The organism is Actinomadura geliboluensis (assembly GCF_005889745.1).
GTDB classification, from domain to species: domain Bacteria; phylum Actinomycetota; class Actinomycetes; order Streptosporangiales; family Streptosporangiaceae; genus Spirillospora; species Spirillospora geliboluensis.
The window spans coordinates 1-13,989 of sequence record NZ_VCKZ01000050.1 but is presented as its reverse complement, the minus strand read 5'-3'; the positions used below and the strand labels follow the sequence as shown (position 1 = coordinate 13,989).

The following is a 13,989-nucleotide window of genomic DNA, read 5'->3' as shown; positions in this document are numbered from 1 at the left end:
TCACTCGACGGGCACCGTGTAGGAGAGCTCGTAGCGGTCGGCGGGGACCACGATGTCGGCGGTCTCGACGGGCCGGTCCCCGGTGTAGGTGCGCCGGATCACCATCACGACGGACCCCATCGGCGCGCGGAGCCGCTCGGCCTCGTCCGCGAGGACGGGCCGCGCCGTGACGACCTCGGTGGCCTGCGCCACGTCCCGGCCGATGGCCCGCATCCGCGCGACCACGCCCGCCCCGGCCTGCGGCCCCTCCTCCGGCATCATCACCGGCGTGCCCCAGGTCAGGTCGAGCGGCTCCCAGGACGTGGACAGCATGACGGGCTGGTCGCCGGCGAAGAAGGTGTAGCGCGTCACCATCACCGGCTCTCCCACCGGGATGCGGAGGCGTTCGGCGACGTCCGGCGACGCCTTGTCCGTCTCCGAGCCCGACAGCCACGTCCCCTCGTGGCCCTGCGCCTCCATGTCCGCCCGGAACGGGGAGCCCGCCCGGCCGTTGGCGCGGTACCAGGCGCTGGTGAGGCGCCGCACCTGCGGGCGCCGCCGCACGTACGTGCCGCTGCCCGAGCGGGACACCACGTAGCCCTCGGACACCAGCAGCCGGACCGCCTCGACCGCCACCCGGTCGGAGACGCCGTGCTCGCCCGCGAGCTTGTACCGGGAGGGGACCCGGTCGCCGGGGACCAGGCGGCCGTCGGCGATCTGCCGGCGCAGGTCATCGGCGATGCGGAGGTATGCGGGTCTGGTCACGGTCACTCCGGCTGACGACGTGGATGATCGTTTTGTGGGTGTTCCTGCCGGAATGATCGCAGCCGATCCGTTGCCCGGACGTTGCGCCGGTTGGGTGGGCGATCGGGCGGGAAGTGATCGTTCATGGCGACCGTGGTTCTGGTGGGGACGCTCGACACCAAGGGGGACGAGTACGCGTGGCTGCGCGACCGGCTGCGCCGGCTCGGCTGCGACGTGGTCCTCGTGGACGCGGGGGTCGGCCCGCCGCAGACGGAGGCCGACGTCCCGGCCGACGAGGTCGCGCGGGCCGGGGGAGCGTCCCTCCAGGTGCTGCGCGACGCCGGGGACCGCGGAGCCGCCGTCACCGCGATGGGCGAGGGCGCCGCGGCCGTCCTCGCCGAGCTGGACCGGGTCGACGCCGTGCTCGCCGTCGGCGGCAGCGGCGGGTCGTCGATCGCGGCGCGGGCCGTCCGCGACCTGCCCATCGGCGTGCCCAAGCTGATCGTGTCCACGATGGCGGCCGGGGACGTCGCGCCCTACGTCGGGGCCAAGGACGTGGCGATGATGTACAGCGTCGTCGACATCGCGGGCGTGAACCGGGTGTCGCGGCTCGTCCTCGGGAACGCGGCGGCAGCGGCGGCCGGGATGGCGAAGGCGTACGCGGCGCCCGCCCCGGTCATGGACGACCGGCCGCTCGTCGGGGCGTCGATGTTCGGCGTCACCACGCCGGCCGTCGAGGCGGCGCGGGAGCGGCTGGACGAGCTGGGCTACGAGGTGCTCGTCTTCCACGCGACCGGCGCCGGCGGGCAGGCCCTCGAAGGGCTCGCCGAGAGCGGGCTCCTGGCCGGCGTCCTGGACCTCACCACGACCGAACTCGCCGACGACCTCGTCGGCGGCGTCCTGTCGGCGGGGCCCGACCGGCTCACGGCGGCGGGCAAGACCGGCGTCCCGCAGGTCGTGGCGCCCGGCGCGCTCGACATGGTCAACTTCGGCCCGCTCGCGACGGTCCCGGAGCGCTTCCAGGACCGCAACCTCTACGTCCACAACCCGACCGTGACGCTGATGCGGACGACTCGGGACGAGATGGCCGAACTCGGGCGGCGGGTCGCCGGGAAGCTCGCCGCGGCCACCGGCCCGACCGTGCTCTTCCTGCCCCTCCAGGGCGTGTCGGCGCTGGACGCGCCGGGGATGCCCTTCCACGATCCGGAGGCGGACGAGGCGTGCTTCGCGGCCCTGGAGGGCGCCGTGGAGACCGAAAGGCTCGACATGAACATCAACGACCCGGCGTTCGGCCGCGCGATGGCCGACCGGCTGCACAAGCTGATCACGGAGGGGGCGCGGTGAACCGCGACACGGTCCTGTTCCGGCTGCGGAACGCCACCGCGGAGGGCAAGCCGATCATCGGCGCGGGGGCGGGCACCGGGCTGTCCGCCAAGTGCGCGGAGGCCGGCGGCGTCGACCTGATCATCATCTACAACTCGGGCCGGTACCGGATGGCCGGGCGCGGCTCGCTGGCCGGGCTGCTGCCCTACGGGGACGCCAACCAGATCGTGGTGGAGATGGCGTCGGAGGTGCTGCCGGTCGTCAAGAGCACGCCCGTCCTGGCCGGGGTGTGCGGCACCGACCCGTTCCGGCTGATGCCGGTCTTCCTCGACCAGCTGAAGGCGATGGGGTTCGCGGGCGTCCAGAACTTCCCCACGGTGGGCCTCTACGACGGCGTGTTCCGGCAGAACCTCGAAGAGACCGGCATGGGGTACGCCCTGGAGGTCGAGATGGTGCGGCTCGCGCACGAGCGCGGCCTGGTCACCGCCCCGTACGTCTTCGACGAGGACCAGGCGCGCGCCATGGCGGAGGCCGGCGCGGACGTCCTCGTCCCGCACGTCGGACTCACCACCAAGGGCAGCATCGGCGCGGGCACCGCGCTGACGCTGGACGAGGCGGTCGAGCGGGTGCAGGCCATGCGGGACGCCGCGTTCGCCGTCCGCCCCGACATCGTCGTCCTCTGCCACGGCGGCCCCATCGCCGAACCCGAGGACGCCGCCTACGTCCTGTCGCACACGGAGGGCGTCGTCGGCTTCTTCGGCGCGTCCTCCGTCGAGCGCCTGCCGACCGAGCGGGCCATCACCGAGCAGGTCGCCGCCTTCAAGAACCTGGAGCTGTGAATGCGAGTCGGTCCCGACGACGTGGCGACGATGTCGTTCGACTGGGGGTCCATCAAGTGGTTCGTCACCCCGTCGAGCGTGGAGGGCGCGGGCAGCACGCTGGGCGAGGTGATCGTCAACCCCGGCAAGGGGCACGCGCGGCACAACCACCCCGGCGCCGAGGAGGTCATCTACGTGATCTCCGGCGAGGCGACGCAGATGGTGGACGACGGCGAGCCCTTCCCGATCCGCGAGGGCGACGCCGTCCACATCCCGAAGGGCGTCTGGCACTCCACGTACAACACGACGTGGCGGCCGCTGCGCCTCATCGTGACGTACACGCCGGGCGGCGAGGAGAAGGCCCTCGAAGGCGCCCCCGACTTCTGCCGCCACGACCCCGGCGCCGTCCCGGAGTGGAACCGGGCCTAGCCGCCCGGTTCGATGATCTTGCCGCGGACGTAGACCCAGTCGCCGTCCCGGCGGACGAACCGGCTGACCTCGTGCATCTCGCCGGGCCGCCCGTCCGCCAGGTAGCGGGCGCGGAACTCGACGACGCCCTTCTCGTCCGCCGGGCCGCCGTCCTCCTCCCGGACGACGTCGAGCCCCGTCCAGCGGGTGCCGCCGTCGAAGCCGACGCGCTCCGGACGGGTCGCCGGGTGCCACGTGCGCAGCAGGTACGCCTCGTCCTCGACGGCGAACGCGCTGAACCGCGACCGCATCAGCTCCCCGGCCGTCTCCGCCGAACCCTCACCCCGGTGCAACCGGCCGCAGCAGTCCCGATACCGGGCGCCGACACCGCACGGACATTTCTTGGCCACAGCCCGCATTCTGCCCTGCGAGGAGGCATGCTCGCGGAACCATGATTCTTCGCGGGGATGTCTGATCGGGGCGTCCGCCGATCGTCTAGGGGGTGACGGCAACCGACCGCCCCGGATCCCGGGGCGTCCCGAAGGAGCGTGTCATGGACCTGACGATGAACACGATCGACATCGTGGTGGCCGACATCGACGCCGCCATCGCCTTCTACCGCCGGCTCGGCGTCGAGTTCAAGACCGACGCCGCCTACCCCGGCCACGCCGGCTGCGACCTGCCCGGCGGGCTGCACCTGATGCTGGACGCCGAGGAGTTCCGCGGGCCGACCGTCGACGGCTGGACGAAGCCGTCCGGCGGCCCGCGCACCTTCCTCGCCTTCCAGGCCGGGTCCCCGGCGGACGTCGACGCCAAGTACACCGAGCTGACCGAAGCGGGGTACACCGGAGCCAAGGAGCCGTGGGACGCGTTCTGGGGCATGCGCTACGCGACCGTCCTCGACCCCGACGGCAACGGCATCGACCTGTACGCGCCGCTGCCCGCGAGCTGAGGGGGAGACCGACATGAAGTACGTGCTGATGTTCATCGAGACCGAGGAGTTCGCCGCGGAGCTCGCCGCGATGAGCGAGGACGAGCGCCAGGCGTCCTACGAGCAGGTCGCCCAGTGGTTCGCGCGGCACGCGGCGCAGATCACCCACCACGGGCACCTGCAGCCCGCGCACACCGCCACCACCATGCGCCTGGACGGCCCCGAGCCGATCCTCACCGACGGCCCGTTCGTCGAGGGCAAGGAGGTCGTCAGCGGCTACGCCGAGGTGGAGGTCGCCGATCTGGACGAGGCCCTCGCCATCGCCCGGTCCTGGCCCGCCTGCCCCATCGTCGAGGTCCGCCCGCTCACCTGAGGGGCGCCGCGTGACCGAGAGGGTGAACGCCGAGCTGACCCGCGTGCTGCGCGAGCACGCGGGCCGGCTCACGGCGTCCCTCATCCGGACCCTCGGCGACTTCTCCGCCGCCGAGGACGTCATGCAGGACGCCCTGGAGACCGCGCTGAAGCGCTGGCCCGCCGAGGGCATCCCCGAGCACCCGGACGCGTGGCTGCTCACCACGGCCCGCCGCCGCGGCATCGACCTGCTGCGCCGCCAGGCCGACTACCGGGAGAAGCTGGCCCGGCTCCAGTGGCCGGTGCCCGGCGAGCCCGACGACCGGCTCAAGCTGGTGTTCACCTGCTGCCACCCCGCGCTGCCGGTGCCCGCGCAGGTCGCGCTGACCCTGCGCACGGTGTGCGGGCTGACGACCGGGCAGATCGCCGCCGCGTTTCTCGTCCCGGAGACGACGGTCGCGCAGCGCATCACCCGCGCCAAGCGCAAGATCACCGACGCGCGCATCCCGTACCGGATCCCGCCGGACGGCGAGCTGGACGAGCGCCTCGACCAGGTCCTCGCCGTCGTGTACCTGCTGTTCAACGAGGGGTACCTGACGAGCGGCGGCGACCGCCCGCACGCCCGCGACCTCGCGGACGACGCGCAGTGGCTCGCCGAGAGCCTCGCCTGGCTGATGCCGCGCCGGCCGGAGGTGCTCGGCCTGCTCGCCCTGATCAGGCTGCACCAGGCCCGGACGCCCGCCCGCTTCGACGCCGCCGGGCACCTCGTCCTGCTGCGCGACCAGGACCGGACGAAATGGGACCACGACGCGGTCAAGGAGGCGACCCGGCTGATCGGACGGGCCGCCGCGATGCGCCGTCCCGGCCCGTACCAGGTGCAGGCGGCGATCGTCGCGTGCCATGCGGAGGCCCCGACCTGGGACGACACCGACTGGACGCAGATCCTCGTCCTGTACGACATGCTGCTGGGCATGACGCGGTCCCCGGTGGTCCGGCTCCACCGCGCCATCGCGCTCCGCTACGTCCAGGGCTCCGAGGCCGCGCTGGCCGAGCTTGACCCGCTCGCCAAGGCGCTGGACGGCCACCACCTGTACCACGCGACCCGCGCCGAACTCCTGCGCGACGTCGGCCGCCAGCGCGACGCCCACACGGCCGACCGCCGCGCCCTCGCGCTCACCGCCAATCCCGCTCAGCAGGCCCTGCTCGCCGACCGCCTCACCTGGTCCTGAACCCCCGCCGCCGGCGGGGGCGTCAGGGCGGCGTCAGGATCGGCGCCGGCGGTGTCAATATCGCGTAGCGAACGGCGGCCGGGTGGAAATTCGTCCCTATGGTCGGATTCGTCCGGCCGAAACGCGCGCCGGGAATTCGATGGGGGCACCGATCGTGCAAGACGTCGTCTTCGTGCTGCTGACCGTGGCGGTGTTCGCCCTGCTCGGCCTGCTGGTGAAGGGCGTGGAGAAGCTGTGACCGCGGAGAACGCCGTCGGGCTCGGGCTCGCGGCGGTACTGATCCTTTTCCTGGTCGCGGCACTGCTGTTCCCGGAGCGATTCTGAATGGACACGACCCTCGCGGGGATCCTTTTCCTCGGATCCCTGGTAATCGCCTTGGCCGTGGTCTACCGGCCGCTCGGCGATTACATGTACCGCGTTTACAGCCGTTCGGAGCACGGCCGGGCCGAGCGGGCCGCCTACCGGCTCGTGGGCGCCGACCCGGACGCCGAGCAGACCTGGGGCGCCTACGCCCGCAGCGTCCTCGCCTTCTCCGTGGCGGGAATCCTCTTCCTGTACGGGCTGCAGCGCCTGCAGAACCACCTGCTGCTCAGCCTCGGGTTCGGGCCGGTCAAGCCGGACCAGGCGTGGAACACCGCGGTCAGCTTCGTCACCAACACCAACTGGCAGTCGTACTCCGGTGAGGCGACGATGGGCCACCTGGTGCAGATGGCGGGCCTCGCGGTGCAGAACTTCGTGTCGGCCGCCGTCGGCATGTCCGTCGCGGTCGCGCTGATCCGCGGGTTCGCGCGGAAGAAGACCGACCGGCTCGGCAACTTCTGGGTCGACCTGACCCGCACCTGCCTGCGCGTCCTGCTGCCCATCGCCTTCGCCGGCGCCGTGCTCCTGATCGCGGGCGGGCTGGTGCAGAACTTCAGCGGCGGCCACGCCGCCGACACGATCACCGGGGCGCGGCAGTTGGTCCCGGGCGGGCCGGTCGCGAGCCAGGAGGTCATCAAGCTCCTCGGCACCAACGGCGGCGGCTTCTACAACGCCAACTCCGCGCACCCGTTCGAGAACGCGGCCGCCTGGACGAACTGGCTGGAGATCTTCCTCATCCTGCTGATCCCGATCGCGCTGTGCCGGACGTTCGGCCGCCTCGTCGGGCAGAACCGGCAGGGCTACGCGATCCTCGCCGTGATGGGCACGATCGCGCTCATCAGCGTCTCGCTCGTCAACGCCTTCCAGCTCGCGCACCACGGCACGGTGCCGACCGCCGCCGGGGCGGCGATGGAGGGCGTGGAGACGCGGTTCGGCGTCGCGAACTCCGCGACGTTCGCGGGCGCGACCACGCTGACCTCGACCGGCGCCGTCGACTCCTTCCACGACTCCTACACGAGCCTCGGCGGCATGATGACGATGATCAACATGATGCTGGGCGAGGTCGCGCCCGGCGGCGTCGGCTCCGGCCTGTACGGGATGCTGATCCTCGCCGTCGTCACCGTGTTCGTCGCCGGGCTCATGGTCGGCCGCACCCCCGAGTACCTCGGCAAGAAGATCGGCCGCCGCGAGATCACGTTCGCGGCCCTGTACTTCCTGACGACGCCCGCCCTCGTGCTGGCCGGGACGGCGGTCGCCATCGCGCTCCCGGAGGGCCGCGCGGGCATGCTCAACGGCGGCCCGCACGGCTTCAGCGAGGTGCTGTACGCGTTCACGTCGGCGTCCAACAACAACGGGTCCGCCTTCGCCGGGCTGACCGTGAACACCGTCTTCTACGACACCGCGCTCGGCCTGTGCATGGCGTTCGGCCGGTTCCTGCCGATCGTGTTCGTCCTCGCGCTGGCCGGGTCGCTGGCACGGCAGGGCGCCGTGCCCGAGTCGGCCGGGACGCTGCCGACCCACCGCCCGCAGTTCGTCGGGATGGTCGTCGGCGTCACCGTCGTCCTGGTCGCGCTGACCTTCCTGCCCGCGCTCGCGCTCGGCCCGCTCGCCGAAGGGATCGGCTCATGACGACGCAGACCATCGAACCCGCGCCCGTGCGGCCGGCCCAGCGCCGACCCGGCGGGCTGCTCGACCCCGCGCAGTTGGCCAGGTCGCTGCCGGACGCGTTCCGCAAGCTCGACCCGCGCACGCTGTGGCGCAACCCCGTCATGTTCATCGTCGAGGTCGGTGCCGTGTGGACGACCGTCCTCGCCGTCCTCGACCCGAGCGTGTTCGGCTGGCTGATCGTCGCCTGGCTCTGGCTGACCGTGCTCTTCGCGAACCTCGCGGAGGCGGTGGCGGAGGGGCGCGGCAAGGCGCAGGCCGACTCGCTGCGCAAGGCCAAGACCGACGTGGTCGCGCGCCGCCTCGCCGGCACGACCGAGGAGAAGGTCCCGGCGCCCGAGCTGCGCCGCGGTGACCGGGTGGTCGTCGAGGCCGGGGAGATCATCCCCGGGGACGGCGACGTCGTCGAGGGCATCGCCAGCGTGGACGAGTCGGCGATCACCGGCGAGTCCGCGCCGGTGATCCGCGAGTCCGGCGGCGACCGGTCCGCGGTGACCGGCGGGACGCGGGTGCTGTCGGACCGGATCGTCGTGGAGATCACCCAGGAGCCCGGCCGGTCGTTCGTGGACCGGATGATCGCCCTGGTGGAGGGGGCGAGCCGGCAGAAGACGCCGAACGAGATCGCGCTCAACATCCTGCTCGCCGCGCTCACCATCGTGTTCCTGCTGGCGGTCGCGACGCTCCAGCCGATGGCGATCTACGCCGAGGACGTCAATCCGGGCGTCCCCGACGGCCCCGCCCTCGGCGGGCACGGCGTGACCGGCATCGTGCTGGTGTCGCTGCTGGTCTGCCTGATCCCGACGACGATCGGGGCGCTGCTGTCGGCGATCGGCATCGCCGGCATGGACCGGCTCGTCCAGCGCAACGTCCTCGCGATGAGCGGCCGCGCGGTCGAGGCGGCGGGCGACGTCGGCACGCTGCTGCTCGACAAGACCGGGACGATCACGCTCGGCAACCGGCAGGCCGCGGCCTTCGTCCCCGTCGCCGGGGTGGGGGAGGACGCGCTGGCCGACGCCGCACAGCTGTCCAGCCTGGCCGACGAGACGCCCGAGGGCCGCTCGGTCGTCGTGTTCGCCAAGCAGCGCCACGGCCTGCGCGAACGCACGCCCGGCGAGCTGAGCCACGCCACCTGGGTGCCGTTCAGCGCGCAGACCCGGATGAGCGGCGTCGACCTCGACGGCGCGCCCGAGCGGCACCTGCGCAAGGGCGCCGCCGGGGCGGTGGCCGAGTGGGTGCGCGAGAACGGCGGCGCCGTCCCGTCCGACCTGGCCTCGATCGTGGACGGCATCTCCGCGTCCGGCGGCACCCCGCTCGTCGTGGGGGAGCGGACGGACGCGGCGGCCCGCGTCCTCGGCGTCGTCCACCTGAAGGACGTCGTGAAGGAGGGCATGCGGGAGCGGTTCGACGAGATGCGCCGGATGGGCATCCGCACCGTGATGATCACTGGCGACAACCCGCTGACCGCCAGGGCGATCGCCGACGAGGCCGGGGTGGACGACTTCCTCGCCGAGGCCCGCCCCGAGGACAAGCTCGCCCTGATCAAGCGGGAGCAGGCCGGCGGCCGGCTCGTCGCGATGACCGGGGACGGCACCAACGACGCGCCCGCCCTCGCGCAGGCCGACGTCGGCGTGGCGATGAACACCGGCACGTCCGCCGCCAAGGAGGCGGGCAACATGGTCGACCTCGACTCCGACCCGACCAAGCTCATCGAGATCGTCGAGATCGGCAAGCAGCTGCTCATCACGCGCGGCGCGCTGACCACCTTCTCCATCGCCAACGACATCGCCAAGTACTTCGCGATCATTCCGGCGCTGTTCGCGGGCCTGTATCCGGGGCTGGACGCGCTGAACGTCATGCGGCTGCACAGCCCGGAGTCGGCGATCCTGTCCGCGGTCGTGTTCAACGCGCTGATCATCGTCGCGCTGATCCCGCTCGCGCTGCGCGGGGTGCCCTACCGGCCCGGCGGCGCGTCCCGGCTGCTGTCCCGCAACCTGCGCGTGTACGGGCTCGGCGGGCTCGTCGCCCCGTTCGTCGGCATCAAGATCATCGACCTGTTCGTCCAGTTCCTTCCGGGGGTGTCGTGACATGCGGTTTCCTGCCTGGTTCCGGGTGCATCTGGCGGCGGTGCGGGCCCTGCTCGCGCTGACCGTGCTGCTCGGCGCCGCCTACCCGCTGGCCGTCTACGCGGCCGGGCGGCTGCCCGGCCTGAACGACCGCGCCGACGGCTCCCTCGTCTCCGCGAACGGCCGGACGGCCGGCAGCGCCCTGATCGGCCAGTCCTTCACCGGCAAGGACGGCGAGCCGCTGCGGCAGTACTTCCAGAGCCGCCCGTCCGCCGGGGACTACGACCCCGGCGCGTCCGGGGCGAGCAACCTCGGCCCGGAGGACGTCGTCGACACCCTGCCCGACCCGAAGCTCGGCGCCGACGACCCCGACGCGCGGCAGAGCCTCCTCACCCAGGTCTGCGAGCGCAGCAAGGCGGTCGGCGAGTTCAACGGGGTGAGCGGGGCGCGCCCGTACTGCACGCCCGGCGGCGTCGGCGCGGTGCTGGCCGTCTTCGGGCACCGAACCCCGGACGGGACGGTCCCGCACCCGACCCGCGTCGTCAGCGTGAACGAGGAGCAGGGCGTGGTGAAGGCCCCGTTCATCGCGTCCTACAAGGGCGTCAAGGTCGACCTGGCCCGCTTCGGCGAGGACTACGCCAAGGGCCTGACCGTCCCCGTCCGGGGCGACGCGCCGGCTGCCCCCGCCGTCCCGCCGGACGCCGTCACCGCGAGCGGCAGCGGCCTCGACCCGCACATCTCCCCGGCCTACGCCGACCTCCAGGTCACGCGGGTCGCCGAGGCGCGCGGCGTCCCGGCCGCGCAGGTCGAGCGGCTCGTCCAGCAGAACACCACTGGACGCGCCCTTGGCTTCATGGGCGAGCCGGCCGTGAACGTGCTGAAGCTCAACCTCGCCCTAGACCACGCCTACCCCGCCCGTTAGGGCTGGTAGCGGTAGCCCATCCCCGGTTCCGTCAGCAGGTGCCGGGGATGGGCCGGGTCGTTCTCCAGCTTGCGCCGCAGCTGGGCCATGTACTGGCGCAGGTAATGCGTCTCGCTCTTGTACGCCGGGCCCCACACCGTGGTGAGGAGCTGCTGCTGCGCGACGAGCTTGCCCGGGTTGCGGAGCAGGACGTCCAGCAGCCGCCATTCGGTCGGCGTCAGGTGCACGCCGTCCGACACCGTCTTCGCGGCCAGGTCGATCGTGTGCCCGCCCACCTCGACGGTCGCGGCCGCCGCCTCGGCGGACGGCGCCCGGCGCGACACCGCGCGGATCCGGGCCACCAGCTCCTCGATGTCGAACGGCTTGGTGACGTAGTCGTCGGCGCCGGCCTCCAGCGCCTCGACCTTGTCGCGGCTGCCCGCCCGCCCCGACAGCACGATGATCGGGACCTCGGTCCAGCCGCGCAGCCCGTGGATCACCTCGATGCCCTCCAGATCGGGCAGCCCCAGGTCGAGGACGACGAGGTCGGGATGCCACGAGCCGGCGCGGCGCAGCGCGGTGGTGCCGTCGGCGGCGACGTCCACCTCGTAGTCGCGGGCGCGCAGGTTGATCCGCAGCGCCCGCAGCAGCTGGGGTTCGTCGTCCACGACGAGCACGCGCGTCATGCGGTCTCCTTCCGGTGCGCGGGCAGCGACACGATCATCGTGAGGCCGCCGCCCGGGGTGTCCTCGGGGATCAGCGCGCCGCCCATCGCCTCGGTCAGCCCGCGCGCCAGCGCGAGCCCGAGCCCCACGCCGGTGTGGTTGTCGCGGTCGCCGAGCCGCTGGAACGGCAGGAACGCCCGCTCCCGCTCGGCCTCCGGGATGCCGGGGCCGCGGTCGGCGATGCGCAGCTCCACCCGGTCCCGGATGGCGCCGGCGGTGATGAGGACGGGCGCGCCGGGCGGGCTGTGCCGCAGCGCGTTGGCGATCAGGTTGACGAGCACGCGTTCGAGCAGCGCCGGGTCGGCCGACACCTCGGGGAGGTCGGGGGCGAGCGTGACCGTCACATCGCCGCCGCCGAGGTCGTCGAGGGCGCGCGGCACGATCTCGTCCAGCGCCAGCGGGCGGGCGGCGATGCCGAGCACGCCCGCCTGCAGGCGGCTCATGTCGAGCAGGTTCGCGACGAGCCGGTCCAGCCGCTCCAGGGAGAGCTGCGCGGTGTCGAGCAGTTCGGCGCGCTCCTCCTCCGTCCAGGCGATCGAGGTACTGCTGAGGCTGTCCACCGCGGCCTTCGCCGAGGCCAGCGGCGTGCGCAGATCGTGGCTGACGGCGTTGAGCAGCGCGGTCCGCATCCGGTCGGCGGCCTCCAGCGGGCGGGCCTTCTCCGCCTCGGCCCGCAGCCGCTGCTGCCGCAGCGCCCCCGCCGCCTGCACCGCGAACGCCTCCAGGACGCGGCGGTCCCCGGCGGGCATCGGACGGCCCCGGATCGCCAGCGTCAGATCGTCCCCCACCGGGATCTCGGCGTCGCCGTCGCCGGGCGCCCCGCACGGGCGGCCCCCGACGGTCGCGACGATCCGCCAGTCCCCGTCCCCGGACGGGCGCTCCAGCAGCGTGACCGAGGTGAGCCCGAACGTCTCGCGGAGCCTGCCGAGGACCGCGTCCAGGGCGTGCTCGCCGCGCAGGACGTCCCCCGCCAGCGTCGACAGGACCTCCGCCTCCGCGCCCAGCCGCGCCGCCTCCCGGGAGCGCCGCGCGGCGCGGTCCACCACGACGCTCACCCCGACCCCGACCAGCACGAACACCGCCAGCGCCAGCAGGTTCTCCTCCGCGGCGACGGTGAAGCGGTGGACGGGCGGGGTGAAGTACCAGTTGAGCAGCAGGAACCCGGCGACGGCCGTGAACAGCGCCGCCCGCATCCCGCCGACGAGCGCGATCGCGACCACCGCCGCGAGGAAGAACAGGATGTCGGACGGCAGCGAGATCGCCGGGCGGGCCGCCAGCAGCCCGAACGTCAGCAGCGGCAGCCCGGCGAGGGCCAGCAGGAACCCGCCGAGCCGGCGGCTCGGCGGCAGGCCCTCCGCGCGGCCCCGCCGCGCGACGCCGCGCCGCGCCTGGTCGTGCGTGACCATGTGCACGTCGATCGAGCCGGACCGCGCCGTCGTCGTCACCCCGACGCCCGGCCGCAGCAGCTGCGCGAACCGCCCGCGCCGCGACACGCCCAGCACCAGCTGGGTCGCGTTCGCGCCGCGCGCGAAGTCCAGCAGCGCGCCCGGCACGTCGTCGCCCACCACCTGGTGGTAGGTGCCGCCGAGCCCCTCCACGGCCTGCCGCTGCCGGGCCAGGTCGCCCGGCCGCGCCCCGGCGAGGCCGTCGCCGCGCGCGACGTGCACGGCGAGCAGGTCCGCGCCCTTCGACCGGGCGGCGATGCGGGTGGCGCGGCGCAGCAGCGCGTCGCCCTCCGGGCCGCCGGTCAGCGCGACCACGATCCGCTCGCGCGCCTCCCACGTCCCGCCGATGCCGTGGTCGGCCCGGTACCGGTCGAGCTGGTCGTCCACCTTGCCGGCCAGCCACAGCAGCGCCAGCTCCCGCAGCGCCGTCAGGTTCCCGACCCGGAAGTAGTTCGAGAGGGCCGCGTCCACCTTCTCCGGCCGGTACACGTTGCCGTGCGCCATCCGCCGCCGCAGCGCCTCCGGCGCCATGTCGACCAGCTCCACCTGGTCGGCGCGGCGGACCACCTCGTCCGGGACGGTCTCGCGCTGCACCACCCCGGTGATCTGCTCGACGACGTCGTTGACCGACTCCAGGTGCTGGACGTTCACGGTCGAGATGACGTCGATCCCGGCGTCGCGGATCTGCTCGACGTCCTCCCAGCGCTTGGCGTGCCCGGCGCCGGGCGGGTTCGTGTGCGCCAGCTCGTCGACCAGCACCACCGCCGGCGCGCGCTCGATCACCGCGGCGACGTCCAGCTCGGCGAACGCGGCGCCGCGGTAGGTCACCGTCCGGCGCGGGACGACCTCCAGGCCGTCCAGCAGCGCCTCGGTGCGCGGACGGTCGTGCGTCTCGACGTAGCCGACGACCACGTCGGTGCCGCGGTCGAGCCGCCGCCGCGCCTCCGCCAGCATCGCGTACGTCTTCCCCACGCCGGGGGCGGCCCCCAGGTAGACGCGGAGCTGCCCCCTGGCCATGCCCCCATCCTTCCAGGCCGAAGACCACCC

14 protein-coding genes are annotated in these 13,989 nt (G+C 73.3%); 10 read left to right on the top strand and 4 right to left on the bottom strand.

What is annotated here, in order from left to right; genetic code table 11:
• Window positions 1-744, bottom strand: coding sequence for a GntR family transcriptional regulator (locus ETD96_RS10065; RefSeq protein WP_138636046.1), 744 nt, complete (start codon window positions 742-744; stop codon window positions 1-3).
• 123 nt (window positions 745-867) lie between these two features.
• On the opposite strand from ETD96_RS10065, the gene ETD96_RS10060 reads away from it, so the two are divergent.
• Genes ETD96_RS10060 through ETD96_RS10050 form a run of 3 tightly spaced genes read left to right on the top strand, consistent with a single transcriptional unit; the run spans window position 868 to window position 3,293 of the window.
• Window positions 868-2,067, top strand: a complete 1,200-nt coding sequence (locus tag ETD96_RS10060) for a Tm-1-like ATP-binding domain-containing protein (protein ID WP_138636045.1) — start codon at window positions 868-870, stop codon at window positions 2,065-2,067.
• A complete protein-coding gene (locus tag ETD96_RS10055; protein ID WP_138636044.1) occupies window positions 2,064-2,885 on the top strand; it encodes a phosphoenolpyruvate hydrolase family protein in 822 nt (273 codons plus the stop codon). Before ETD96_RS10060 ends, ETD96_RS10055 begins: the two co-directional genes overlap by 4 nt.
• Entirely contained in the window at window positions 2,886-3,293 is a 408-nt protein-coding gene (locus tag ETD96_RS10050) for a cupin domain-containing protein (RefSeq protein ID WP_138636043.1), read from the top strand.
• Here the strand turns inward: ETD96_RS10050 and ETD96_RS10045 are convergent.
• Window positions 3,290-3,691 carry a YchJ family protein gene (locus ETD96_RS10045; RefSeq protein WP_138636042.1) on the bottom strand — a complete coding sequence of 134 codons (402 nt, stop codon included), beginning with the start codon at window positions 3,689-3,691 and terminating at the stop codon, window positions 3,290-3,292. The two genes, ETD96_RS10050 and ETD96_RS10045, sit on opposite strands and share 4 nt — an antisense overlap.
• A 134-nt stretch (window positions 3,692-3,825) precedes the next feature.
• Here ETD96_RS10045 and ETD96_RS10040 point away from each other — a divergent pair, with 134 nt between their 5' ends.
• The 7 genes from ETD96_RS10040 to ETD96_RS10005 all read left to right on the top strand — a co-directional run bounded on the left by ETD96_RS10040 (window position 3,826) and on the right by ETD96_RS10005 (window position 10,793).
• Window positions 3,826-4,224 carry a VOC family protein gene (locus tag ETD96_RS10040; protein WP_138636041.1) on the top strand — a complete coding sequence of 133 codons (399 nt, stop codon included), beginning with the start codon at window positions 3,826-3,828 and terminating at the stop codon, window positions 4,222-4,224.
• 13 nt (window positions 4,225-4,237) lie between these two features.
• Complete coding sequence (locus tag ETD96_RS10035; RefSeq protein ID WP_138636040.1) at window positions 4,238-4,576, top strand: YciI family protein; 339 nt, start codon at window positions 4,238-4,240, stop codon at window positions 4,574-4,576.
• A 10-nt stretch (window positions 4,577-4,586) separates the two neighbouring features.
• Window positions 4,587-5,783 (top strand): RNA polymerase sigma factor, encoded by a 1,197-nt coding sequence (locus tag ETD96_RS10030; protein ID WP_138636039.1) that lies wholly within the window; start codon window positions 4,587-4,589, stop codon window positions 5,781-5,783.
• Window positions 5,784-6,017: 234 nt separating this feature from the next.
• Window positions 6,018-6,107, top strand: coding sequence for a potassium-transporting ATPase subunit F (locus tag ETD96_RS10020; RefSeq protein ID WP_138636037.1), 90 nt, complete (start codon window positions 6,018-6,020; stop codon window positions 6,105-6,107).
• Window positions 6,108-7,772 (top strand): potassium-transporting ATPase subunit KdpA, encoded by a 1,665-nt coding sequence (kdpA, locus tag ETD96_RS10015; protein ID WP_138636036.1) that lies wholly within the window; start codon window positions 6,108-6,110, stop codon window positions 7,770-7,772.
• Window positions 7,769-9,892, top strand: coding sequence for a potassium-transporting ATPase subunit KdpB (gene kdpB, locus ETD96_RS10010; RefSeq protein WP_138636035.1), 2,124 nt, complete (start codon window positions 7,769-7,771; stop codon window positions 9,890-9,892). Before kdpA ends, kdpB begins: the two co-directional genes overlap by 4 nt.
• 1 nt (window position 9,893) lies before the next feature.
• On the top strand, window positions 9,894-10,793 hold the full coding sequence (locus ETD96_RS10005; RefSeq protein WP_138636034.1) for a potassium-transporting ATPase subunit C: 900 nt from the start codon (window positions 9,894-9,896) through the stop codon (window positions 10,791-10,793).
• Here the strand turns inward: ETD96_RS10005 and ETD96_RS10000 are convergent.
• Window positions 10,790-11,458, bottom strand: coding sequence for a response regulator (locus ETD96_RS10000; RefSeq protein ID WP_138636033.1), 669 nt, complete (start codon window positions 11,456-11,458; stop codon window positions 10,790-10,792). The two genes, ETD96_RS10005 and ETD96_RS10000, sit on opposite strands and share 4 nt — an antisense overlap.
• On the bottom strand, window positions 11,455-13,959 hold the full coding sequence (locus tag ETD96_RS09995; RefSeq protein WP_138636032.1) for a DUF4118 domain-containing protein: 2,505 nt from the start codon (window positions 13,957-13,959) through the stop codon (window positions 11,455-11,457). The genes ETD96_RS10000 and ETD96_RS09995 overlap by 4 nt, the downstream gene beginning before the upstream one ends.
• Between the last annotated feature and the right edge of the window lie 30 nt (window positions 13,960-13,989).

Bases quoted from the DNA above. Each gene is read 5' to 3' on its own strand.
- ETD96_RS10060 (WP_138636045.1), top strand. From the start codon at position 868: ATGGCGACCGTGGTTCTGGTGGGGACGCTCGACACCAAGGGGGACGAG.
- ETD96_RS10050 (WP_138636043.1), top strand. From the start codon at position 2,886: ATGCGAGTCGGTCCCGACGACGTGGCGACGATGTCGTTCGACTGGGGG.
- ETD96_RS10045 (WP_138636042.1), bottom strand. From the start codon at position 3,691: ATGCGGGCTGTGGCCAAGAAATGTCCGTGCGGTGTCGGCGCCCGGTAT.
- ETD96_RS10040 (WP_138636041.1), top strand. From the start codon at position 3,826: ATGGACCTGACGATGAACACGATCGACATCGTGGTGGCCGACATCGAC.
- ETD96_RS10035 (WP_138636040.1), top strand. From the start codon at position 4,238: ATGAAGTACGTGCTGATGTTCATCGAGACCGAGGAGTTCGCCGCGGAG.
- kdpA (WP_138636036.1), top strand. From the start codon at position 6,108: ATGGACACGACCCTCGCGGGGATCCTTTTCCTCGGATCCCTGGTAATC.
- kdpB (WP_138636035.1), top strand. From the start codon at position 7,769: ATGACGACGCAGACCATCGAACCCGCGCCCGTGCGGCCGGCCCAGCGC.
- ETD96_RS10005 (WP_138636034.1), top strand. From the start codon at position 9,894: ATGCGGTTTCCTGCCTGGTTCCGGGTGCATCTGGCGGCGGTGCGGGCC.
- ETD96_RS10000 (WP_138636033.1), bottom strand. From the start codon at position 11,458: ATGACGCGCGTGCTCGTCGTGGACGACGAACCCCAGCTGCTGCGGGCG.
- ETD96_RS09995 (WP_138636032.1), bottom strand. From the start codon at position 13,959: ATGGCCAGGGGGCAGCTCCGCGTCTACCTGGGGGCCGCCCCCGGCGTG.